Annotated in this window: 19 protein-coding genes and 2 tRNA genes; 10 read left to right on the top strand and 11 right to left on the bottom strand. The window is 60.8% G+C overall.

The features are described from left to right. Positions 1-112 precede the first annotated feature (112 nt). Positions 113-1,624 carry a hypothetical protein gene (locus tag LJE93_05155; GenBank protein ID MCG6948288.1) on the bottom strand — a complete coding sequence of 504 codons (1,512 nt, stop codon included), beginning with the start codon at positions 1,622-1,624 and terminating at the stop codon, positions 113-115. Positions 1,625-1,720: 96 nt separating this feature from the next. On the opposite strand from LJE93_05155, the gene folK reads away from it, so the two are divergent. Then, positions 1,721-2,230 carry a 2-amino-4-hydroxy-6-hydroxymethyldihydropteridine diphosphokinase gene (gene folK, locus LJE93_05150; GenBank protein ID MCG6948287.1) on the top strand — a complete coding sequence of 170 codons (510 nt, stop codon included), beginning with the start codon at positions 1,721-1,723 and terminating at the stop codon, positions 2,228-2,230. Positions 2,231-2,345: 115 nt separating this feature from the next. Here folK and pyrE read toward each other — a convergent pair whose 3' ends face one another. Both pyrE and LJE93_05140 read right to left on the bottom strand, forming a co-directional pair. Beyond that, positions 2,346-2,930, bottom strand: a complete 585-nt coding sequence (gene pyrE, locus LJE93_05145; GenBank protein ID MCG6948286.1) for an orotate phosphoribosyltransferase — start codon at positions 2,928-2,930, stop codon at positions 2,346-2,348. Continuing rightward, a complete protein-coding gene (locus LJE93_05140; GenBank protein ID MCG6948285.1) occupies positions 2,930-4,267 on the bottom strand; it encodes a sigma-54 dependent transcriptional regulator in 1,338 nt (445 codons plus the stop codon). Before LJE93_05140 ends, pyrE begins: the two co-directional genes overlap by 1 nt. A 114-nt stretch (positions 4,268-4,381) precedes the next feature. Here LJE93_05140 and LJE93_05135 point away from each other — a divergent pair, with 114 nt between their 5' ends. After that, positions 4,382-5,464, top strand: a complete 1,083-nt coding sequence (locus LJE93_05135) for a hypothetical protein (GenBank protein ID MCG6948284.1) — start codon at positions 4,382-4,384, stop codon at positions 5,462-5,464. Positions 5,465-5,524: 60 nt separating this feature from the next. On the opposite strand, the gene LJE93_05130 is transcribed toward LJE93_05135, so the two are convergent. The 4 genes from LJE93_05130 to LJE93_05115 form a co-directional block, all read right to left on the bottom strand. Next, the gene (locus LJE93_05130) at positions 5,525-7,081 is read right to left on the bottom strand and encodes an aldehyde dehydrogenase family protein (GenBank protein MCG6948283.1); all 1,557 of its coding nucleotides are present in this window, start codon (positions 7,079-7,081) and stop codon (positions 5,525-5,527) included. Between the two features lie 172 nt (positions 7,082-7,253). After that, positions 7,254-7,721 carry an NYN domain-containing protein gene (locus LJE93_05125; GenBank protein ID MCG6948282.1) on the bottom strand — a complete coding sequence of 156 codons (468 nt, stop codon included), beginning with the start codon at positions 7,719-7,721 and terminating at the stop codon, positions 7,254-7,256. Positions 7,722-7,736: 15 nt separating this feature from the next. Then, positions 7,737-9,389: a hypothetical protein gene (locus tag LJE93_05120; protein MCG6948281.1), complete on the bottom strand. Its 1,653-nt coding sequence runs from the start codon at positions 9,387-9,389 to the stop codon at positions 7,737-7,739. 13 nt (positions 9,390-9,402) lie between these two features. Next, positions 9,403-10,521, bottom strand: a complete 1,119-nt coding sequence (locus LJE93_05115) for a hypothetical protein (protein MCG6948280.1) — start codon at positions 10,519-10,521, stop codon at positions 9,403-9,405. A 159-nt stretch (positions 10,522-10,680) separates the two neighbouring features. Here LJE93_05115 and LJE93_05110 point away from each other — a divergent pair. Both LJE93_05110 and LJE93_05105 read left to right on the top strand, forming a co-directional pair. After that, positions 10,681-10,757, top strand: a tRNA-Val gene (locus tag LJE93_05110). Between the two features lie 19 nt (positions 10,758-10,776). Beyond that, a tRNA-Asp gene (locus tag LJE93_05105) sits at positions 10,777-10,853 on the top strand. Between the two features lie 350 nt (positions 10,854-11,203). Here LJE93_05105 and LJE93_05100 read toward each other — a convergent pair. Further along, positions 11,204-11,500 (bottom strand): isoamylase early set domain-containing protein, encoded by a 297-nt coding sequence (locus LJE93_05100; GenBank protein ID MCG6948279.1) that lies wholly within the window; start codon positions 11,498-11,500, stop codon positions 11,204-11,206. A gap of 161 nt (positions 11,501-11,661) precedes the next feature. Between LJE93_05100 and LJE93_05095 the strand changes: the two genes are divergently transcribed. Continuing rightward, complete coding sequence (locus LJE93_05095; protein MCG6948278.1) at positions 11,662-12,144, top strand: hypothetical protein; 483 nt, start codon at positions 11,662-11,664, stop codon at positions 12,142-12,144. Positions 12,145-12,191: 47 nt separating this feature from the next. Here the strand turns inward: LJE93_05095 and LJE93_05090 are convergent, their stop codons facing one another. Beyond that, positions 12,192-13,541, bottom strand: a complete 1,350-nt coding sequence (locus LJE93_05090; protein ID MCG6948277.1) for a sulfatase — start codon at positions 13,539-13,541, stop codon at positions 12,192-12,194. A gap of 159 nt (positions 13,542-13,700) precedes the next feature. On the opposite strand from LJE93_05090, the gene LJE93_05085 reads away from it, so the two are divergent. The 5 genes from LJE93_05085 to LJE93_05065 all read left to right on the top strand — a co-directional run bounded on the left by LJE93_05085 (position 13,701) and on the right by LJE93_05065 (position 17,755). Beyond that, positions 13,701-15,182, top strand: coding sequence for a sigma-54-dependent Fis family transcriptional regulator (locus tag LJE93_05085; protein MCG6948276.1), 1,482 nt, complete (start codon positions 13,701-13,703; stop codon positions 15,180-15,182). Positions 15,183-15,327: 145 nt separating this feature from the next. Beyond that, positions 15,328-15,480, top strand: a complete 153-nt coding sequence (locus LJE93_05080) for a hypothetical protein (protein MCG6948275.1) — start codon at positions 15,328-15,330, stop codon at positions 15,478-15,480. A 7-nt stretch (positions 15,481-15,487) separates the two neighbouring features. Beyond that, complete coding sequence (locus LJE93_05075; GenBank protein ID MCG6948274.1) at positions 15,488-15,904, top strand: ATP-binding protein; 417 nt, start codon at positions 15,488-15,490, stop codon at positions 15,902-15,904. Continuing rightward, on the top strand, positions 15,901-16,269 hold the full coding sequence (locus tag LJE93_05070; GenBank protein ID MCG6948273.1) for an STAS domain-containing protein: 369 nt from the start codon (positions 15,901-15,903) through the stop codon (positions 16,267-16,269). The genes LJE93_05075 and LJE93_05070 overlap by 4 nt, the downstream gene beginning before the upstream one ends. Then, complete coding sequence (locus LJE93_05065; protein MCG6948272.1) at positions 16,250-17,755, top strand: SpoIIE family protein phosphatase; 1,506 nt, start codon at positions 16,250-16,252, stop codon at positions 17,753-17,755. Before LJE93_05070 ends, LJE93_05065 begins: the two co-directional genes overlap by 20 nt. Positions 17,756-17,804: 49 nt before the next feature. Here the strand turns inward: LJE93_05065 and LJE93_05060 are convergent, their stop codons facing one another. Together LJE93_05060 and LJE93_05055 are read right to left on the bottom strand one after the other, a co-directional pair. Beyond that, positions 17,805-19,574 carry a long-chain fatty acid--CoA ligase gene (locus LJE93_05060; protein ID MCG6948271.1) on the bottom strand — a complete coding sequence of 590 codons (1,770 nt, stop codon included), beginning with the start codon at positions 19,572-19,574 and terminating at the stop codon, positions 17,805-17,807. Further along, a complete protein-coding gene (locus LJE93_05055) occupies positions 19,571-20,206 on the bottom strand; it encodes a TetR family transcriptional regulator (GenBank protein ID MCG6948270.1) in 636 nt (211 codons plus the stop codon). Before LJE93_05055 ends, LJE93_05060 begins: the two co-directional genes overlap by 4 nt. Between the last annotated feature and the right edge of the window lie 134 nt (positions 20,207-20,340).

Below are 20,340 nucleotides of genomic sequence, written 5' to 3'. Positions count from 1 at the left end.
CAGTCGTAGGATGGCAAAGCCAAGGCAATTCTGTGGCGCGCGTCTGACTTCGCAGAGCCTCACGAAAACCAATGTCTCAGTGTAACGATATACGCCCCAACGATCCCGTTTGTCACGGCACAGTGCTGCTCCAACTTGCGGTACTGCCTTCCTCGAGGCCATCCAAAAAGATCACTCCGGTGTCGCCATACGATACTCTGACGACGTAGCCCTCGGTGGTCAGGCTCTGGACGCAGATCTCGATCTCGTTCGGCTCGTCCTCGAAGCACTCGCCGGGGAGCCACATTGCACCGGCATCGGCGCCATTGGCCGGGTTTTCGACATCCACCAGCCAGGCGTCTTCCTTCCTGCCCGGGTAAACCTCGTGGATCACGACTGCAAAACCCGGAAGCTTGGCGTCGTAGCTCACGAGATCTCGGACCTCCACCGTGTAATGCATCGATGAGTCGGGGATCTGAACGTTTATGAGGCGTAGGTTGGCGGTTGACGGTAGCTCGAGATTGTCGACCGTCGCGGTATAGATCCCGGCCGAGTTTACGTCAAGCTTCTGCGAGGGCGGAATCCAGCCGAGTATGTCCGCGTGGTAGCCGATGGTCCCCTTGCCGACCGTTCCGTAGGTCGAGTGGCTGAGAGCGTACCCCCAGCTGTTACTCATCACGTCCCACGGATTGTCGTAAGGGTCGGCATCACCATCGGCGTTGTTCGAATGCGGGAGGCCGAAGCCGTGGCCCATCTCGTGCGCGATCACGCCGATGTTTTGGTAACCCCATGGGGGTTCCCAGGTCACCCGGTATCGTTTTGTCTGACCGTCGAGGGTCATGTATCGGCTTCCACCCCACGCGTAGGGGCCGAATGTATCGTTGAACATCATGTTGATGCCCACGAAATCCGGGAAATACACGAGGTGATCGGCCGCCGCGGTGCAGTCAATAGCCATATCACTGAGCCTGTCACTCGACGTGCTCTCGTAGTGGCTCACGGGATAGGGCAGCGTCACCCAGGCCACCGCCATGCTGCCCGACACGTTGGCGGTGTCGTATGAAAGCTGACGCCAGTAATGGTCGAGCCCGGGATAGGTCGACGCGTACATCCCCTGGAAGAACGAAAGAGGTTTCGGTTCACCGGATACGTCCGAAAACTTGCAGAGGATCGACACCCACGGCTGCGCGCCGGTGACCGCCTTGGCGGTAACGGCTGCCTTGTCGAAGGTCGAGTCTCTCAGCAGTCGGGCGGACCGTACCTGCGCGGGCATTCTGGCGGCAGACTTCGCGATGGCTCCCTCAGTTGGTTCGATCACCACTTCGACGGCCCGCCCGTCGAGCTGCCAGGTGCCGCCCAGGGCAGCCAGTTGCTCGGGTTCGAAGATCAATTCGATCTCGACGCCGGAGGCTCGTCGCAGGAAGATAGTCTCGACCGGAGGAAAGGGATTACCTGGTCGCGGGTCACCGGACACGACCGTGAGTACACCCTGGATCCTGGCAAGTGCCGGCCTTCTCTCTCGGTCTTGGCGAGGGACCACCGGGTGGGAGCCCTCGGGCCTGGCGCCGGAAACTGCACTCGCTGACGACAACAGACCTGCAACAAGGGCGAACACCAACACAGTTCGTGCCTTTGATCGTTTCATGTGTTCTCCATCCCGACACGCCGTTGAACGGCAAAACGCCCTCATTACCATATTACAGGGCGGGTTGATGTCACCCTGTGATCTAAATCAACTATGATGGAATCCTTGTTGAAAGTGCTTCTCGGTCTCGGTAGCAATCAGGGCCAATCGCGGGCGGTTTTTCGAGACTGTCTCGATCGTCTGGCTCGCGACGGAGACGTTCTCGCGACCTCTCGCCTCTGGCGCACCCGTGCGATTGGACCCTCGCAGCCGGACTACCTCAACGCGGCAGCGATCGTCGCGTGGCCACGAGAACCGAGGCACCTATTGGATCGATGCCGTCAACTCGAAACAGCGGCCGGGCGGGATCGATCGCTGGAGGAACGGTGGGGGCCTCGTTGCCTGGATCTCGACCTCCTTATGGCCGACGATCTGGTCTGCCGCGGTCCTGTCCTCGAGCTCCCACACCCCCGTTTTCACCAAAGACGTTTCGCCCTCGAGCCGGCGGCGGAGATCGCGGCCGACTGGGTTCACCCGTTCCTCGGACTCACGGTTGAAGAGCTGGCCGAGGAGGCTCGTCGCCATGAGCCGGACGCCATACTCGGAGTTATGAGTTTTGAGTTTTGAGTTTTGAGTTACGAGTTTTGAGTTACGAGTTTTGAGTTATCCCCCCACCCACCCCTGTGTCAAACGTGAGTGAGCGAACAGAACTCAAAACTCAAAACCGAGAACTCAAAACTACCTATGTGATCGGTCGTGAGCCCGGCTTGGCAATCGGCTCGCCATCGCGGCACAGCGGGCACTCTTCAGGTTTCCAGGTCGGAAACTCGACCTCGAGAAGTGCGCGGCTGGAGAGTGGTGCGAAGGGCTGCGGGTCGCCCGACCGGTTGACCTGTGAGGCCACACCGGTCACCTCGGCGCCGAGATTTTCGAGGATCGAGATCACCTCCCGCGTCGAGCGACCCGTCGTAACGACATCTTCGACCACCACCACTCGCTGACCGGGGGCGAGCCCGAAACCACGCCTCAGCAACATCTCCCCCTCGGCTCGCTCGGTGAATATGAATGGCAGGTCGAGGGCGCGGGCAGTCTCGTGGCCGATGATCAGCCCTCCCATCGCCGGGGCGACAATGATCTCCGGATCGAAACCGGCCTCCACGATCGCACCGGCGAGCAATCCACCCGCGTGAGCCGAGCGCCGAGGGTGGGCAAGATAGAGTGCACACTGGAGATAGTCCGCCGAGTGCAGACCCGAAGAGAGCAGGAAATGGCCTCGCTGGTGGGCCCCGCAGGCTGTCAGATCCTGCAAGGTGATGCCGCCGCTCACTACTGCTCCCGCTCGATGCCGTAGGCACGCATTTTCTTGTACAGGTTGGAGCGCGGCGTGCCAATGACCCGAGCTGTCGCAGCCACGTTCCACCCGTTGCGCTCGAGGTGGTGCAGCAGGAAGGCAATCTCGGATTGCCGCTGGAACTCCTGCAGGGATGCAATGTCGAGCAGCGAATCCGCGGCACCGCTTTGCGGAAGTATCGGCAGGTCGACTACCGAGATGGTGTCCTCGAGCTCCATGATGACGGCGCGTTCGACGACGTTTTTCAGCTCGCGCACGTTGCCGGGCCACTGGTGGCGGGCGAGCTGGTCGAGAGCGGGTGCCGCCCATGTCTTGGGTCGGCGGTTGTACTCCCGGCAGAACTGATCGGTGAGATGCTCGACCAGGGCCGGGATGTCCCCGGGATGTTTCCGGAGCGGTGGAGTCTTGAGAACCACCACCGCGAGCCGGTAGAAGAGATCTTCTCGGAAGTTTCCGGCCTGCACCTCTTCGACCAGGTTCTTATTGGTCGCGGCGATGACCCGCACGTCGACTTGAAAGGCCCGACCCGCACCGACCGGCTCGACCTCCCCGTCCTGCAACACCCGCAGCACCTTGGCCTGGGTCTTGAGGCTCATATCGCCGACTTCGTCGAGGAAAATCGTCCCGCCGTCGGCCTGGACGAACTTGCCGACCTGGCGCCGGTGGGCGCCGGTAAAGGACCCTTTCTCGTGGCCGAAGAGCTCGGATTCGATGAGCTCCTCCGGGATTGCCGCCGAGTTGACCCGTACGAACGGGCGCCGCGCTCGGTCGGAGAGATGGTGCAAGCGCCTCGCCACAAGCTCCTTGCCGGTCCCCGACTCGCCTTCGACCATCACCGTCGCATGCGACGGGGCCACGCGGGCGATCTCGTCGCGTAGCTGGTGCATTTCCGTGCTGTCGCCGAGGAGTGGTGGTGGCTCGGCGATCCGGCCGAGCTCCTTTCTCACCCGACCCTGAGCGACCGCTCCCTGAACGGCAAGCAGCAGTTCCGCCCGATCGGGCGGCTTGGTCAGGTAGCCGGCGGCGCCCGCTTCGAGGCACTGGCTCGAGGTGAACTCGTCGCCATGGCCGGTCAGAATCACGATTGGAATCTCGAGGCCCCGCTGGTTGAGGTTCTCCATCAAGCCGAGCCCGTCCAACCCGGGCATCTTGATGTCGAGCAACGCCGCATCCGGCGGGCTGGCATCGATGGCTTCCAGCGCCTGGAAGGCATCGCTGGCCTCCTCGAAATGATAGCCGGCCCCGGTCAGGATGCGTTTGAGCGCTTTTCGGACCCCCGGGTCGTCGTCGATGACCAGAACCGTGCCTTCCATGTGGACCATGGTAGCAGTGTGATCACTTCAAGGGGTCCAGGGGCCATTCAAGAGCATAATAGGTTATATCTCACTTATCAAATGTCAAATTTAGTTTAAAAAAACCTATCTTCATTGACTCGTGACAGCCACGTCGATAGCGTGAATATGAGGGCGGCTCGACACACGTTGGGAGCGGGTATGAGGAAATGCAGAATAATCCTCACTTCAACGGTGGTAATCGCCGTAATAGCTTCAGCGGTTTCCGCCCTCTCACCCCTCGATCTGCGGGACATTGAAACAATCGAGCTGCCAGGTGGGGCGCTTCTCGACAGGATCGTTGTACCGGGCGGCCTTCCTCCCGCGGTGAAAATGAAAGCCGCGCTCGTGCCAGAAACGAACATGGCGGCGGGGGTCAATGTCCTTTCGAGTGTTCCGGCTTTCGATTGGTCGTACGGCTGTTCAGCGACATCTGCGGCGATGCTCGCTGGGCACTACGACAACACAGGCTACCCCAACATGTACACCGGACCCACCAATGGCGGACGCTGTCCGATGGACAACAGCGCATGGGGATATGGGGAATGTCCGTTGAGCGCGACCCACCAGGGCCTGGATGGACGCGCCGTGAGGGGACACGTTGATGACTACTACGAGAATTATGGAAACGCAGGTCCAGACCCTTTCATCACTAACGGCTGGCCCGAACATACGGCCACCGACTGCACTGCGGATTTCATGAGGACGAATCAGTCGAACTTCAACAATGTTGATGGTGCAACGACATTCTATTTTTGGACGAACGGCGAGCAATTTTCGAGCTCGGCCTATGCGGCGGATGGTGGATACGGTCTCCAACTGTTCTTCGAATCGCGGGGATACGTTGTGACGAACCGCTTCAACCAGTACATCATCGAGCAAGGGCTTCCGTATGGATTTTCGTTCGAACAGTTCCAGCAGGAGATCGATGCCGGGCGGCCGGTCCTCATTCACGTAGCGGGACACACGATGCTCGGTTACGGCTACAACACCGCTGGCTCGCTCATATACATCCACGACACCTGGGACTACACGGACCATCAAATGACGTGGGGTGGGTCGTATTCCGGGATGGCCCACTATGGCGTAACAGTTGTCTCTCTCGCTGACAATAGCGCTGTGTTCTCCGATGGGTTCCAGTCGGGTGACCTCACCAACTGGTCACAGACCGTTCCGTAATCCGTTCTTTCGATCAGATTCCGGCGTCGTTGGTAGTTTTTGAATCGACCCGACCCGCCCCTACTCCACGTCGAACTTCACGCCTTGGGCCAATGGTAGTTCACCACCCCAGTTGATGGTGCAGGTCTGGCGCCGCATGTACGCTTTCCACGCATCCGATCCGGCCTCGCGACCACCGCCCGTCTCCTTCTCTCCACCGAACGCGCCGCCGATCTCTGCGCCCGAGGTGCCGATGTTGACATTGGCGATGCCGCAGTCCGAGCCTTCGTGCGAAAGGAACTTCTCGGCGGTATGGAGGTTCGAGGTGAAGACCGCTGACGACAGGCCCTGCATCACCGCATTGTGATAGTGAATGGCCTCGCCGAGGTCGTCATACTCGAAGACGTAGAGAATCGGTGCGAAGGTTTCGTCCTGCGCGATCTCGATGTCGGGCCGGGCCTTGACTATCGTCGGCTCGACAAAGAAGCCCTCACGGTCCGGTCGACCGCCGCCATACAGAATCTCGCCGCCCTGCTCACGAATTGCCTCGAGCGCAGCCATGTGATCCTCGACTGCACGTTCGTTGACAAGCGGTCCCATCAGGACGTTTTCGTCGAGCGGGTCGCCGATGGCGATGCTCGGGTAGGCCTTGAGCAGGCGATCGATGACCTCACCGGCGATACCCTTTTGAAGGAAGAGACGGCGCAGGCTAGTGCAGCGTTGACCGGCCGTACCGACTGCGGCAAAGAGAATGGCACGCACAGCAAGCTCGAGGTCGGCGTCTTCAGCGACGATGATCGCATTGTTGCCGCCCAGCTCGAGAATGCTTCGGCCGAACCGCCGGGCCGCGGTTTCTGATACGTGGCGGCCCATCTTGGTGGACCCGGTAAACGAGATGAGCGGAACCCGTGAATCGTTGATCATGCGCTCTCCCACCGTGCGTCCCGGGCCAACAACGAGGCTGAAGACCCCGGGCACTCCATGGCGGTCCATGACCCGGTTGCAGATGTGCTGCACGGCTATCGCGGTCAACGGGGTGTCCGACGACGGCTTCCAGATGACGGTGTCGCCACACACGGCAGCAAGTGCGGCGTTCCACGCCCATACTGCGACCGGGAAGTTGAAGGCGGTGACGACACCAACGACGCCGAGCGGGTGCCACTGCTCATACATCCGGTGGCGTGCACGTTCCGACATCATCGTAGGGCCATAAAGCTGGCGCGAGAGACCGACCGCGAAATCACACATGTCGATCATCTCCTGAACCTCGCCAAGGCCTTCGGAGAGGATCTTGCCCATCTCGAGTGACACGAGCTTGCCGAGGGGATCCTTGAAGATCCGCAACTCGTTGCCGAGGTCACGGACGATTTCACCGCGAGCCGGAGCGGGCATCATCCGCCAGGACTTGAAGGTCTCGGCTGCAGTCGCCACGACCCTTTCGTATGCCGCCTCATCCGCCTGGATGACTGAAGCGATTGGCTGGCCGTCAGTCGGATTGACCGAGATCAGTTCGTGCATGTCTTCGGCGACGACCCACTCGCCGGTGCAGGCGCCGATATTCGATGCCTCGATCCCGAAATTCATCTCGATCCCGAGGTCGGAGAACGATTTCTTGATTTGGTTGATGTGGTTGGCCATCTGTGAACCTCCGGCGTAATTTCACCGCGCCGGGATTCTACCGATCTCATCAGGTCCTGCCAACCCGAAGGCCCGTTCGAATTTTGAGTTGAGATTTTTGAGTTTTGAGTTGCCACCCTCCGACCCGAAACGAGGATGCCTGACGGACAGCAACAACCCGTGCGTCGAGGCTTCATGAATCATGCGGGTCAGTGACGGACTCTTCATCTGGGGCGGAAAAGTATGCCTCCCACTCACCCACCTCGTGCGAGGACAGCTTCGGCTCGGTCGACACGCGCCGTCGCCGAGGTGGATTTCGCCCGCGCCAATGGCTCACGGGCCGGACGCTCGCACCCAGCTCCCTCGCTCGCCTGCCGAGATCCCGGTCATCGGTCACGACGACCCAGCCTTGTGCTTTGCCGCTTGGCAGCAGACGCAGGATGGTCTCGTCCGCACTCGCCGACCCCGAGTACCGGACGGTGACCGAGCCGAGGACCTCGACCTCGGGACATCCGGACGGAGCGGGTCCGTCGAAGACCACGACCAGCTGCATCGTTTCGTGTCGAACCGTTTCGAGCGCGAGTCGACGAACCTCTTTTCGATTCCTCTGGCGATCGGGAAGTGTGTGGAGCAGGTTGTTGCCGTCGATGATAACTGGCATCGGAAGCGCGACTGATCAACGCATCTGGCGGGCACGGCGAAGCAGTCTCTGCAGTTCTCGGTTGCCCACCAGGTCCTTGTACATCTGGTTCGCCTCTTCATGGTCCGGATCGATCGCGAGGACCCTTTCGAGGGACTTGCGCTGACGTTCCGCGTGATTGCGCCGCCGCCAGAAATCCGCGAGCTCCAGCCACGCTTCTACGTTCTTCGGATCCGTCTCGATCGCACGCCGCAGGCATGCCAGCGCGCGGTTCACCCAAGGCGGGTTGCGCTGCAGGAGCCGCGACAGCTTGATGAGTTCCCTCGGCCGCGGCTGAATTGAGCACGCTTGCTCGAGCAGCTGAATGGCGAGGAAGAACTCGTCTTGTTTGATGAGCTCGTCCGCTCGCTTGATGTTCGCCTCGACCAGCGCTCTACGGGCTCTGGCGCCCTCCTCTTCTTTGTGCGATTTCTCGATTGCTTCGTAGTCCCGGTCGAGTGATCGCAGAATTTTGTCGTAGCGCGACCGGTCACGAAGCGAAGAAAGCACCTCGTGCGCGGCGCGGCCCCGCTCGACGATCCGCTCGAGGTGAGAGGTCATGTCCGTCAGGTAGGATGCGACCGAATCCGGCGAGTAACGATTCTGGAGCTTTTTCCAAGCGTCGTCCACCTCGTTCGGGTTGGCGGTGCGTTTGAGGCCGAGCGCGCGATAGTGGTCCACCTTGGTGACGTCTTCCGAGAGCTTCAGAATGAATCGACGCTCCTCGAGTTGCTTTTCGGTGAAGTCGACGCCGTCCTCCGTACGCTCTGTCGCATCATCAGCGATGGTGGCGGGTTTTTCCCCAGAAGGCTCGTCTTCAATCAGTTTCTCCTCGGGCACCTTGGTTTCGCCGGTATCCTCTGCGGGCGCCTCTTCGACCTGTGGTACCTCTTCTCGTACTTGCTCTTCAGGAGGCGCCGTCGACTCGACCTCTGGTTCCGGCAGCGGTTCTCCGTCCTCGCTGAGGATGACCACGGTTCCCGACAACAACAGGGGGTAAAGCGTCAGATAGGTATCCTCTTCCGGCAGAGAGGAGAGCCGAATCAGTCCGGTAAGGTTGCCGGCCCCGTCCAAGCGACTGAGGAGAAATCCCTCCGTCGGAGTCAGCTGAACCTCTTCGAGCATGTCGTTCAGCGAACTCCTTAGCTTGATTATCCGGTCGGTCGACCCGATCATTTCGCGGATCGCGTCAACGTCCGAGAACTCCCTCGCGGCGAGGAGGATGACCTCGGAAGTCACGACGTTGGGGAGCGTATCGAGCTGACCTTCCCCAGCGCCATCGATGAACTCGTTTTCCGCCCCCTTTGCTCTCGCCGCCCGACGAATGATTTCGAGCGCAAGCTGTTCGAGTTCTTTGTCGAGCACCTCGAGGGTGAGGTATCCCTTCTCGATCAGGATCTGACCGAAAGGCTCATCGCCGCCGCCACCCTGGGCGAGGAGCATGAGCGCCCGATCGTCTTCCGTCAGAACTTCCTGCTCCACCAACCAGGTTCCGAGCTTCTCGTCTTCGACATACGAACGGGCTGCACGGATCTCGCCGTTGGTGAACATGATTTCTCTGGTCTGGCCGCCGGAGGTCGAGCTGAGCGTGCCGGTGACCTTGCCTTTTGCCAGATCAGCCATCAGGGATGGCAGGGGTCGGTTTCGCATCATCGACATGGGATTAACCGCCCGCGGGGGCTGATGGCACCGTCTCTTCTCCGGTCAGTTCGATCGGATGCGGGTCGAAGCCCTGCTGCAACAAGTCGTCCGGCACTCCGCCGGTAGCTGCGATGGCTGCGTCGCGGGAAGAAAACCGGCCCCACACGAGGCGCCAGCACTGCTCACCGTCCTCGTTGGCTTCCGTCGCAACGGGTCGGACCGCCTTCGGATTCTCCTGGGCCTTTCGAAGCACCCTTTGCAGGTCCTGAGGTTCACAGCCCATGTCGATCACCAACGTCCAGGCGAGTCCCTCAGTGGCTATCGCGCCCTGCGCCGGCACGGACTCCCCGGATCGCGTCATGATGAAGATGATCACCGCGAGCACGACCAAGAGTACGGCTGCAGCCGCCACGATCCAGGAGACCGGAATGCTCTTCTTCGACTCGACTTCAAACTCCTCCGCCGGGAGGAGGTCGACTTCGTCACTGATGTGCAGAGGCGTTTCAGGCTCGAGAATTCCGGTAACGACCAGGCCCGAGAGAAGACGCATGACCTCGCGCGCACCGTGAGCCGAGCTCTCTGCAATTTCGTTGACCGCCTTCTCGCCGGTGATTCTGGAAACGATCAAATCCGCCTCTTCCGAGAGACGCAGCGGCGCGTAGAGCTCGAGGAATCCTGGCGAGCGCGCGAGCAACACATCATCGTCCGGAAGAATCGCCCGGGCCGTGTCACCCGAGATGTCAGACAAAACCAGCTCGACCAGAGCATGCGTAATCGAGATCGTAGCGCCGTCAACCTCGTCGGGTTCCCCCTCGATGATTTCCAGCTCCCGGTTCGGATCGAGCAGCCACGCATTGAGGTCCTTTTGAATCAGCTCCTTGGCTGCACTCATGGCGTGGTTCTCGGCGATCTGTCCTTCGCCAGCCAGCGCGCGGGCTTCTTCCAGGAGATCTGTCCGGCCGGTCGGTTGGCAGCTCAACCGTTTGCTGAGCTCATTCGAATCGATCCCTTCGGCAAAGCGTATTCGACCGTCGTGGACGCGAATTATCAGTTCACCACCATCCCACGAGAGACGCGCCGCGCCGCCCTCTCGGCGGCCGATCCACTGCCCGAGACGCCATATCTCATGTGGGTCACTCATGGCCCAAGTGTATTGCGTCTCGCGGGGAGTTGTAAAGCAAACAAAATCGATGAGAGTCAGCCACCGACCGGTCTTGGAAAACCCGTGACCGACGACTCCCACAAGCTTGACACACATGGGATTGACCTCTACCATAACGCTCCCAACGGTCATCCGTTCGGGAGGTTAGCTCAGTTGGTCAGAGCACCTGCCTTACACGCAGGGGGTCGTGGGTTCGAGTCCCCCACCTCCCACCAACTCTGACCGGGCAGATGCGGGGTCGTAGTTCAGCTGGTTAGAACGCAGGCCTGTCACGCCTGAGGTCGCGAGTTCGAGTCTCGTCGGCCCCGCCATGTGAATAAGTCGGCCGCCCCCACGGGCGGCCTTTGTTTTTCACTGGATGTCCTCGACGTCGCCACTTCTCCACCCCTCCCAGCCCCTCCGTGGTCGAGTCTCGTCGGCCCCGCCACGTCAGTTCTTCGGGTGCAACAACCGCCAAGTCACCGCTCGCACCTCGTCAATCAAAGCCAAAGCCATCTGCAAGTCTTCAGGCTCGGCTGCACGAGCGTGTGCGAGAAGCCTGAGGTGAACATGGCGGCCTCTCGGAGCATGACCACTGCCCCGGTTCCTGTTCCTGACTCCGGTCACTGGCGCTGTCTCCCGACCCTGAAGACTGTTGGAGCGGGGTTCATCCCCACCCGGATCAAAGCTCTATGAGACAGTCGGTAGAACCATGGACGTTGGCATCGTACCCGTCAGCCGCTTCTTCGTTGAACCAGGCACCATCGTCTGAGCGGTAGCGAAAGCGATAAGTCTCTCCGCAGACCAGCGGCACCACCGCGCTGAAGGTTCCGTTGCTGCGACGTACCATGAGGTCCGCACTGGGATCCCACTGGTTGAAATCGCCGACCACGGAAGCCGGCAGCCGGGAGTCGTCGGCGGGCAGAATGAAGCTGACTTTGACCGTGTCCGAACCACTGATCTTCCTGCGCTTGATCATGAGGACTCCTTTATCGCGACCACTGTTCGAACGCTCCAGTCGCCCACGACATTCCCTTTTTCATCGGTCCGTAATCCGCCTTCGATGACGACTCCCGGTGGGGCACACGGTTGTTATACACTGCGACCCGGAATCAATTCTGATATGAAGAGAGCGTTACGGTGAGCACGGCGCGCATCAGGCCGCGCTTCGAAATCGAGTTCGACCGCGATGCCGACGCGATCATGGAACGACTGCGCGACCGCCTTCCAAAGTGCCCCCACTGTGCCGGCGTATCGGTGGGCCGCCATGCAGAGCTGTTCGTGCCCGAGAGCGACCGCCGACTGTGGTCGCCGTGGCTCAGCGTCACCGCTGATCAGGATGGCGAAAGATCGCGACTCCGGTGCCAGTTCGCACCGCAACCCAACGTGTGGACGCTGTACGTCTTTTTAGCCTTCGGTCTCGGGTTCGCCCTCCTGGTCGGCAGCACCTGGGGCTACGCGCAGTGGGCAACCGACCGAACTCCCTGGGCGCTGGCGAGTATCCCGATGGTCGGCCTGTTCGGCATTTTGCTCTACCTCGCGAGTCAGCTGGGCCAGAGATTGAGCGGAGATCAGATGGATGATCTGAGATCGGCCCTCGAAAATCTGATCAACGAACCCTGATGCGTCGGCGGCCGGCCGCCCGGCCGAAGATCAGATGGCCGGCAGGGTCATTCCAAATAACCGAGCGCACGCAATTTCTCGACCGTCTCGGCGTCGAGCTTCTCCGTGGCAAGCCGATCGAGGCTCCCGAGCCCATCAGAGACCTCAGCCAGGCAACTGAACAGCTCCTTCGAGGGTTGCGAGCCGGCCGGAACCGCGCTCTGCAACTCCAGCGGATCCTCGTCGAGGTTGAAGAGAAACCTGGTCTGCGGGTCGAGGTGGACGATTTCTTTTCGGGCACCCCCGATGACGCCCACCGAGAGGAGGCCTTTGGATCTCTTCTTGTCGCTGTCGTGGGTGCCGCCATGGACCGCGCCACGATGGGCCTGGAAACAGCCAACGCGTTCTTCGAGCTCGACGCCACCAAGGACTGTCTTTGCCCAGCTCGCACCTGGCAGATCCGGGGGCACATCGAGCCCGACGAGCTCGAGCAGGGTCGGCATCAGATCGAGGAGATTCGCCTGGGAGCTGACGGTGCCTGCCCGGATGGCCCCCTTCCAGATGACTCCGAGGGGTATGCGGAGGGACGGCTCGTAAAGGTATCGGCCGTGGCCCCAGTAGTCGTGCTCACCCAGACTCTCGCCGTGGTCGGCGGTAAACACGATCAAGAGGTCCTTCTCGTCTACCGCCTGTCGCAAACCGTTCAGCAACCGGCCGATCGACTCATCCACGGCTGCAATCTCGGTGTCGTATCGGTCGGCTTTGGTGGCTTTTCCCGGGTTGACGCCCAGCCCGCCGGCGAACTCCTCCCAAAGGCGATATGGCGCGTGTGGTTCGATGTAGTGGACCCAAAGGAAGAATGGTTTTTCCGGTCCCTTTTTTCGTTCTTCGCCCAGCCAACCCAGGGCGTCATCGGTGAGGTCTTCGGCGGTGGCCTCGCTGTTGAGAATGCCGAACCACCGACGCCGTTCGAGCCGCTCGCCGTAGGTGTCGAAATGCTCGCCGAGGCGTGTCAGATTGTCTTTAAGCGTCCAGGTGCCGACGAAGGCCGCAGTCTTCCAGCCGTTTTTCGCCAGGATTTTCGGCAACGAATCGAGTCCTTCCCGCATGCGAAGGCCGTTCCGTGTTGCCGCGTGAACGTGCGGATAGAGGCCGGTGATCATCGAACACATGGCTGGCCCGGTCAGCGGTTCGGGCGTCCACGCGCGTTCGAAACGCTGGCCGTCGGACATCAGCTGATCGATGACCGGCGAGGTCGGGCGAGCGTAACCGTAGGCACCGAGGTGATCGGCTCGCAGAGCATCCACGGTAATGATCACGACCGATGGGCCCGGTTCGGCCGATTCGCAGGGAACCGGCGACACCACCACCGCGGCGAGCAGGATGAACGTTGACGTACAGATGAGTTTGCGATGCATCGACATACCCTGAAAATTCCCCACGGGTCGTTGTTGGCCGCGTATTGTACTCGAGTCTGCCGTAACTTCGATCGGAGATGTCCCGCCCTCGCCCCGCCAGGTGGCGGATGGCGCTGAAAGCCAGTATCAGTGTACGTCTCACGGTACACTTGACCACAGATGGATTCTTTTTACCGAGATTGGCGCGGCCTCCAGCTCGAGACGCTGGTCGATCTGTCGCTGACGATCGGCGGCGTTCTTTCGGAGGAAGAGCTGATCGAGGAGCTGCTGCAGCGCGCGGTGGGAACCCTCGATGCACGTTCCGGCTTCGTCAGCACCCTCCATCCGGGCGGCCAGGAAGCCCTGGTACGCTCGGTCGGGCTCCCGCAAAGCCTCGAGGTCGTGAGGTCCTTCTTCGATACCCACCTTCTGGAGGAGCTCGCCGCCGGCCAGGTGGTCAGCACGCAACGAAACACAGAGGAACCTCCATTCGAGCTGATGGCGGCCCCGATCTTCTGGCAGCAACGCAACCTCGGGATGGTCGTGCTCGCCGACAAGGAAACCCGCGAGGGGAGGATTCCCTTCTCCGAAACGGACGCTCGCCTGCTGCAGTCGATGGCGCGGATGGTCGCGACAGCAGTCGCCACGGCGCGCCGTATTCAGGCGATCGAGCGTGATCGCCAGCGGCTGGCCGATGAAAACCGGGCGCTTCGCGACGTCGCGCGGAGAGAGGGCTTCATCGGCGAGTCGAGCCAGATCGAGGGCATGTTGGAACTGGTACGGCGAGCCGCTCCGACCGGAGTCAACGTGCTGCTACGGGGCGAATCCGGGGTCGGCAAGGAACGTGTGGCGCTTCTCCTCCACTCATTCTCCGATCGAGCGCGGGCGCCGTTCGTTCCGCTCAACTGCGCCGCGCTTCCGGAAACCCTCCTCGAGTCCGAGCTCTTCGGTATCGAAGAGGGCGTAGCCACCGGCGTCCAGCGGCGGCACGGCAAGATCGAGCTCGCCAACGGCGGCACTCTGTTTCTCGACGAGGTGGCCGACCTTTCTCTTGCACTCCAGGCAAAGCTTCTGCGGGTCGTACAGGAACGTGAATTCGAGCGGCTTGGCGGTCGCGAAAGAATTCCGGTCGACATCCACTTGGTGACCGCGACCAACCGCGACCTGGAGGCAATGGTGGAGCAGGGCGAGTTCCGCCAAGATCTGTATTACCGCCTTCGGGTGGTCGTTGTCGACGTTCCACCCCTGCGTGAACGCCGGGGAGATATTCCGCTTCTAGCGCGACATTTTCTCGAGCTGTATGGTGAGCGGTTCGGCCGCCCGGGCCTCTCACTGTCGCGCGAAGCCCTCGCAGCGCTGATGGCGCACCCGTTTCCAGGCAATGTTCGGGAGCTGGAGAACGCGATCCAGGCGGCCATCGCCCTGGCTCCGGAAGAGACGATTACGGTGGACGACCTGCGGCTCGACGTCGAAAGCAAGCAAGATCCGAGCTCCGGCGGCCTCGTAAGCCTGTCCGAGGTGGAGAGGCGCCACATCGAGGCCGTACTGCGAGCGGTGGATGGCAACCGGCAGGAGGCCGCCCGCATCCTGGGCATCGATCGCACAACCCTCTACAGAAAATTGCAGCGTTTTGCAACTCATGATGCAGAAAGCATCAATTGATATTAATCCCCTCTTAAAAACAACTTAACAACCATTCAATAGTCATTCCTGCTTCACTTGATGCAAAATACACCAATTGAGATGTGTACATGCAGGGTTGGGTTTTGGCACGGTTCTTGCCACTTGTGACAGCGGAGGTTGTTTGATGAGGTCCATTGCGATCCAACGCTTTTCGGCTGCCGCGACCATCACTGCTCTCGCAGTCGCCATGGCGCAAGTGCTGACCTTCAACCTCGACCCCGCAATCCCACACATCAAGCTTGCGTGGACGCTGACGCGAGTTCTGCTACAGTTGTAGGCTCATCATGGAGGTGGTCCTGCACCTTCCGGTGGTGCCCAACGTGGAGTTGGTGGCAGCCAAGGCTGTAGAGACCCTGGGTGGCGCCCTCGGGATGCACCAGACGCACGTCGAGGCATCGAGCGTGGCCGTGGTCGAGGCGTGCCTGAACGCCATGGAGCACGGAGGGGGGCCGGTGACCGTCCGGCTGCGGGAGGACAACCACGATTCCAAACGTTGCCTCGTAATAGAGGTCGAGGACCACGGTGGAGGATTCGACCCGGAGACGGCGCCAAAGAACAGCGCTTCTCGAGTCATTGGTTGCGCCTCGAAACGGGGGTGGGGCCTGACGTTGATTAGGGAACTGATGGACGATGTTCAGATAGAGTCGACACCCGGCAAAACCGTGGTAGCTATGCGCAAGCTGGTGGAAGGTACACAATGAACGAAGAGCGGATCAAGATCTCTCAGGATTTCATCTCTGGCGACGTTGGCGTCATCGCCGCGTCCGGATACATCAATAACGAAGGTGGACAGGCCATCGCCGACGCGGCCAACACCTTGATGAGTCAGGGCTGCAAGAAGCTTCTCATTGATCTCGACGGCACGCGGATCATCAACTCTATCGGGGTTTCGATCCTTCTCGAAATACTCGAAAAGCTGATGGACGAAAAGGGCCAACTCGCCTTCTGTAATCTAACGCCAACGATTTCCAAAACCTTCGAAATCATGGGCCTCGTACAGTACGCGACGATCTTTCCGGATCGCGACGCTGCCCAAACCGCCATCCTTGGAGACCTCTCTGTCTGATCTGCTGCGCCTCGCGGATATCGCGCTCAGCGGTCACGCCGGTCCTGACCTCCCCGAAGAAATCCTCAGGGTGGTGGTGGAGGAATCCGGTTCGCGAGCGGGGGTTCTGAAGAGCGGCGAGGATCCGGTCGCCCGCTGGCCGAGAACGGTTTCTCCCCAGGTCGAGAACGCGACCGAGGGCTGGAGTGAGATCCCGTTCGGTAGCGGTGAGGGTCACTGGTGCATGCGGTTACTCCAGCTCGATCGTCTCGATGAATCGACTCTCGATGCGGTCAGGATCGGCCTCCGGGCCTGGCAGCTTCGCGAAGAGCTCAAACGTAGCCGCTTTGATGAACGGATCCACCTCTGGGAGCTCGAGGCAATCCGCTCCATCGCGACCGGCATCGGCGACATTCTCGAGACCGAAGCGATCGCTGAAGAACTGATCAGCCACCTGGTTGCGCTGCTCGGCGTCCGCTCCGCACATCTCTACCTCGGTGATTCGCCGGAGTCGGCAGCCGTCGCCGGCGGCTTCGGTCCGACTCGCCTCGCTGAAAACGAAATCGGCAAAGCCTGGCTGCACGGAATCTATACCGATGAGGTGGTCGCGCTTCCATTGCAGACCGATTCCGGAACCCTCGGGCTGCTGGTCGCTTCCGACAAAGAGGCGAGAGCCGGCACCGAGCCATTTGCGGCCAACGATGTGCGCCTGCTCGAGCTGTTTGCGGTTCAGGTTACCGTCGCAATGGAGTACGTGAGGCTGACGCGCGAATCGCTCGAGCGTGAACGGCTCAAACGAGAGCTCGAGATGGCGGCCGTCATCCAGTCGCACCTCCACCCGCGGGAATTCCCGGACCTCGAGGGATTTCGTCTTGCCGTTCGTTCATCGTCGAGCAGGCAGGTCGCGGGCGACACCTATGACGTGCTGATCCGCGACGATACGTTGATCGCCACGGTCACCGATGTATCCGGAAAGGGAGTCGGAGCGGGCATGATCGCCTCCGGCGTCCATGCCGGGGTGCGCCTGATGGCGCGTGGATCGCGCGACCTTGCCGAGCTTGCAGAACGCATCAATGCCTACCTTTTCGGAGCCACCGCCGATAATCGATTCGCGACCCTGGCCATGGTCAGTATCGATCGCGACGGTTCGCTGCGAGCCGTGAACGCCGGCCACCTCCCGATCCTCATCAGGCGGGCCGATGGTTCGATCGAGGAGCTCACGAGCAGCGGGCTGCCGCTCGGCATCCTCGACTCGGCGAAGTACACGGAATCTGCCGCGCGGCTGGAGCCTGGTGATCTGGCGGTGCTCTATACGGACGGTCTCACGGAGGCGGAAGATTCGCACGAGGAGGAGTTCGGGGTTCAGCGGGTCGCTGAGGTGACCGCCGCGGTCGAAAAACCTACCGCCGAGAATCTCTGCGACGAGATCCTCCGGGCGGTGGAAAACCACACCGGAGGCGGGTCGCTGGAGGATGATGCCACGCTTCTGGTGGTGGAACGCCTGTAGCGGTTGTCAGATTCTGCCTTTCACTGACCATCCTTGTGAGACGCCACAGCTAGCCCTCGTACAGGCTCTCGATCAGGTCCAGGTACTCCTTCTCCACGACTCGCCGTTTGACTTTGAGAGTCGGGGTCAGGGTCCCATCCTCGATCGACAACATGAGCGGCAGAATCGCGTGCTTTTTGATCTGCTCGTAACTCGCGAGGCCATTGTTGGTGTTTTCCACGACCTCGGCGAAAGCCTCGGCAAGCTTCGGATTGCTGGTGACTTCCCCGATCGACGAGTAGGTGACGCCTTCGTTCTCAGCCCACTGTTCTACGGCTTCGGTGTTGGGTGAGAGCAATACAACCAGGTACGGCCTCCGGTCGCCGATGATCACCGCGTTGTCGACCAACGGCGAGCGCTTGAGCTCTGCCTCGATCGGCTGCGGGGCGATGTTCTTGCCACCCGCGGTCACGATCAGGTCCTTCTTTCGATCGGTAATGCGGATGAAACCCTCGCTGTCGATTTCCGCGATGTCACCTGTCAGGAAGTAACCGTCCGCATCGAAAACCTCGGCCGTCTTGTCCGGCAGGTTCCAGTATTCCTTCATGATCGACGGCCCTTTGACGCACAGCTCGCCGTCCTCGGCTATCTTGGCGTCGACGTTCGAAATCGCGCGACCCACCGTTCCCAGACGCGTCTCTCCACCGCTGAATCCGTTGACTGAAATCACTGGAGAGGTTTCGGTGAGGCCATAGCCCTCGAGGATCCGGATGCCGACCGAGTGGAAGAACTCGTTGATGAACAGCGGCAGTGGCGCGCCCCCGGAGACGCAGAACCGCAGCCGACCACCAAGGGCCTCCCGCACCTTCGACAGCACGAGAGCATCCGCAAGCCGGTAGGAGATCCCGCCGGGATCGCCCCCGGCAAGTCTCTCGGGATACGCCTTGCGGCCGACTCCCAGCGCCCAGTTGAACAACGCGCGGCGCACGGCAGGCGAGTTGTTCACCTTGTCGTTGACCTTGTCGTAGACCTTTTCGTAAATTCGCGGCACGCTCGCGAAGACCGTCGGTTTGATCGTGGCGACCAGGTCACCGACGTGGTAGACGGAGCAGTATGCCTTGGTGACTCCCTTGTACATGTAAAGGTAGCCGAGCATTCTCTCGAATACGTGGCACAGGGGCAGGAACTCGAGACAGAAATCGTCACGATCGACCGCGGCCCTCTCTGCAGATGGGAGAACGTTCTGCACCAGGTTTTCGTGGGTCAGCGCCACGCCCTTGGGGTTGCCGGTGGTGCCCGAGGTGTAGATCAGGGTCAGGAGATCTTCGGCAGCGACTCTCTCGGCGCGTTGCCAGAAAAGGTCTTCCGACTCTCCCGATCTCCCGGTATCAATGACCTCGGCCAGCGGTAACACGCCAGCCGCACACGGGCCATCGATCTGGATCACGTGCTCGAGAGTCGGACACTCATCGCGAATTTGCAGGAATTTCGCCATTTGCTCTGCGTTTTCAGCAATCGCGATCTTGGAGCCGGAGTCTTTGACCTGGTAAGCGATTTTGGACGGAGTCAGCGTGCCGTACACCGGCACGTCGGCGGCGCCGAGATCGACTGTGGCGAGATCCACCATGTGCCACTCCGGTCGGTTGTCCGTCAACAGCATCACTCGGTCGCCACGGCCGACGCCGAGCTTTTCGAGGCCGACCGCGAGTCCCGCCGTGTTGCTGAAGAACTCCTCGGTGCTGGTCGTGGTGTGGCCGTCGAGGGTGTAGTGAAAATAGTGCTCTTCCTTCGGGTTTTCGAAATCGCACCGGTACAGATCGAGGACAGTCTTCTCGGTCATGGTTGCTCTCCCCCGTGATGGCGACAGGGTGAAATGCCGTCGGTCAACATGCTGACCAGCGGTCGGTAGTGGCGCAGGAGGTCACCTGGATGCTCGGCCAGCAGCCAGCTGGTGACAAGCTCGTCGACCGCACCGAAGACGAGATTGGTGGCGAGTCCGGGACTGATATCTCCTCGGAACACGCCCAACTCCTGGCCCTCCACTATGATGTCGCGCACCCGATTCAAATACTCGCCGAGTTTACCACGGGTGAAAAGGCTCATGAATCGGCGTGAGTGTCTGGTTTCGATCTGGAGTAGGTTGGCCAGCGCACGGTCTCGTCCGACGGTCTCGAGGTGGAGCCGGACCATCACCGCGAGCTTCTCGATCGGATCAGTCAGTTCTGATATTTCAGCATCGAGATGGTCGATGAAGCGTCCCAGAACGTCGTCGAAGATCGACATCAACAGGTGCTCCTTGCCCTCGAAGTAGAGGTACAAAGTGCCGTCCGCCACATCAGCTTCGGCGGCGACGTCGGTCATGCGTGCCGCGAAATAGCCCTTCGATGCGAAGACCTCGATAGCCGCACGGAGAATCCGGTTTCGTTTCTGTTCGCGGGGCGTCAACTCACGGCTCTTCTGGCTCTCCGGCATGTGTCCTCCCGGTGAATGAGCACTCATTCATGTTTGAACGACCCACGCACCGTGTCAAGGTCTGGCATCGCTGCGAATGCCTCGAAACCTCCTGTGCAGGCACAGCCTTGGCACGCGCCAGGACGAATCCGCAC

The organism is Acidobacteriota bacterium, assembly GCA_022340665.1.
Classification (GTDB): domain Bacteria; phylum Acidobacteriota; class Thermoanaerobaculia; order Thermoanaerobaculales; family Sulfomarinibacteraceae; genus Sulfomarinibacter.
This window is presented reverse-complemented; position numbering and strand designations above follow the sequence as displayed.

Coding starts and splice junctions, on each gene's coding strand:
- LJE93_05125 (MCG6948282.1), bottom strand. CDS start 7,721: ATGCCAGTTATCATCGACGGCAACAACCTGCTCCACACACTTCCCGAT.
- LJE93_05120 (MCG6948281.1), bottom strand. CDS start 9,389: ATGCGAAACCGACCCCTGCCATCCCTGATGGCTGATCTGGCAAAAGGC.
- LJE93_05155 (MCG6948288.1), bottom strand. CDS start 1,624: ATGAAACGATCAAAGGCACGAACTGTGTTGGTGTTCGCCCTTGTTGCA.
- LJE93_05100 (MCG6948279.1), bottom strand. CDS start 11,500: ATGATCAAGCGCAGGAAGATCAGTGGTTCGGACACGGTCAAAGTCAGC.
- LJE93_05115 (MCG6948280.1), bottom strand. CDS start 10,521: ATGAGTGACCCACATGAGATATGGCGTCTCGGGCAGTGGATCGGCCGC.
- LJE93_05055 (MCG6948270.1), bottom strand. CDS start 20,206: ATGCCGGAGAGCCAGAAGAGCCGTGAGTTGACGCCCCGCGAACAGAAA.
- LJE93_05130 (MCG6948283.1), bottom strand. CDS start 7,081: ATGGCCAACCACATCAACCAAATCAAGAAATCGTTCTCCGACCTCGGG.
- LJE93_05080 (MCG6948275.1), top strand. CDS start 15,328: ATGAGGTCCATTGCGATCCAACGCTTTTCGGCTGCCGCGACCATCACT.
- LJE93_05090 (MCG6948277.1), bottom strand. CDS start 13,541: ATGCATCGCAAACTCATCTGTACGTCAACGTTCATCCTGCTCGCCGCG.
- LJE93_05085 (MCG6948276.1), top strand. CDS start 13,701: ATGGATTCTTTTTACCGAGATTGGCGCGGCCTCCAGCTCGAGACGCTG.
- LJE93_05140 (MCG6948285.1), bottom strand. CDS start 4,267: ATGGAAGGCACGGTTCTGGTCATCGACGACGACCCGGGGGTCCGAAAA.
- folK (MCG6948287.1), top strand. CDS start 1,721: ATGGAATCCTTGTTGAAAGTGCTTCTCGGTCTCGGTAGCAATCAGGGC.
- LJE93_05060 (MCG6948271.1), bottom strand. CDS start 19,574: ATGACCGAGAAGACTGTCCTCGATCTGTACCGGTGCGATTTCGAAAAC.
- LJE93_05070 (MCG6948273.1), top strand. CDS start 15,901: ATGAACGAAGAGCGGATCAAGATCTCTCAGGATTTCATCTCTGGCGAC.
- LJE93_05075 (MCG6948274.1), top strand. CDS start 15,488: ATGGAGGTGGTCCTGCACCTTCCGGTGGTGCCCAACGTGGAGTTGGTG.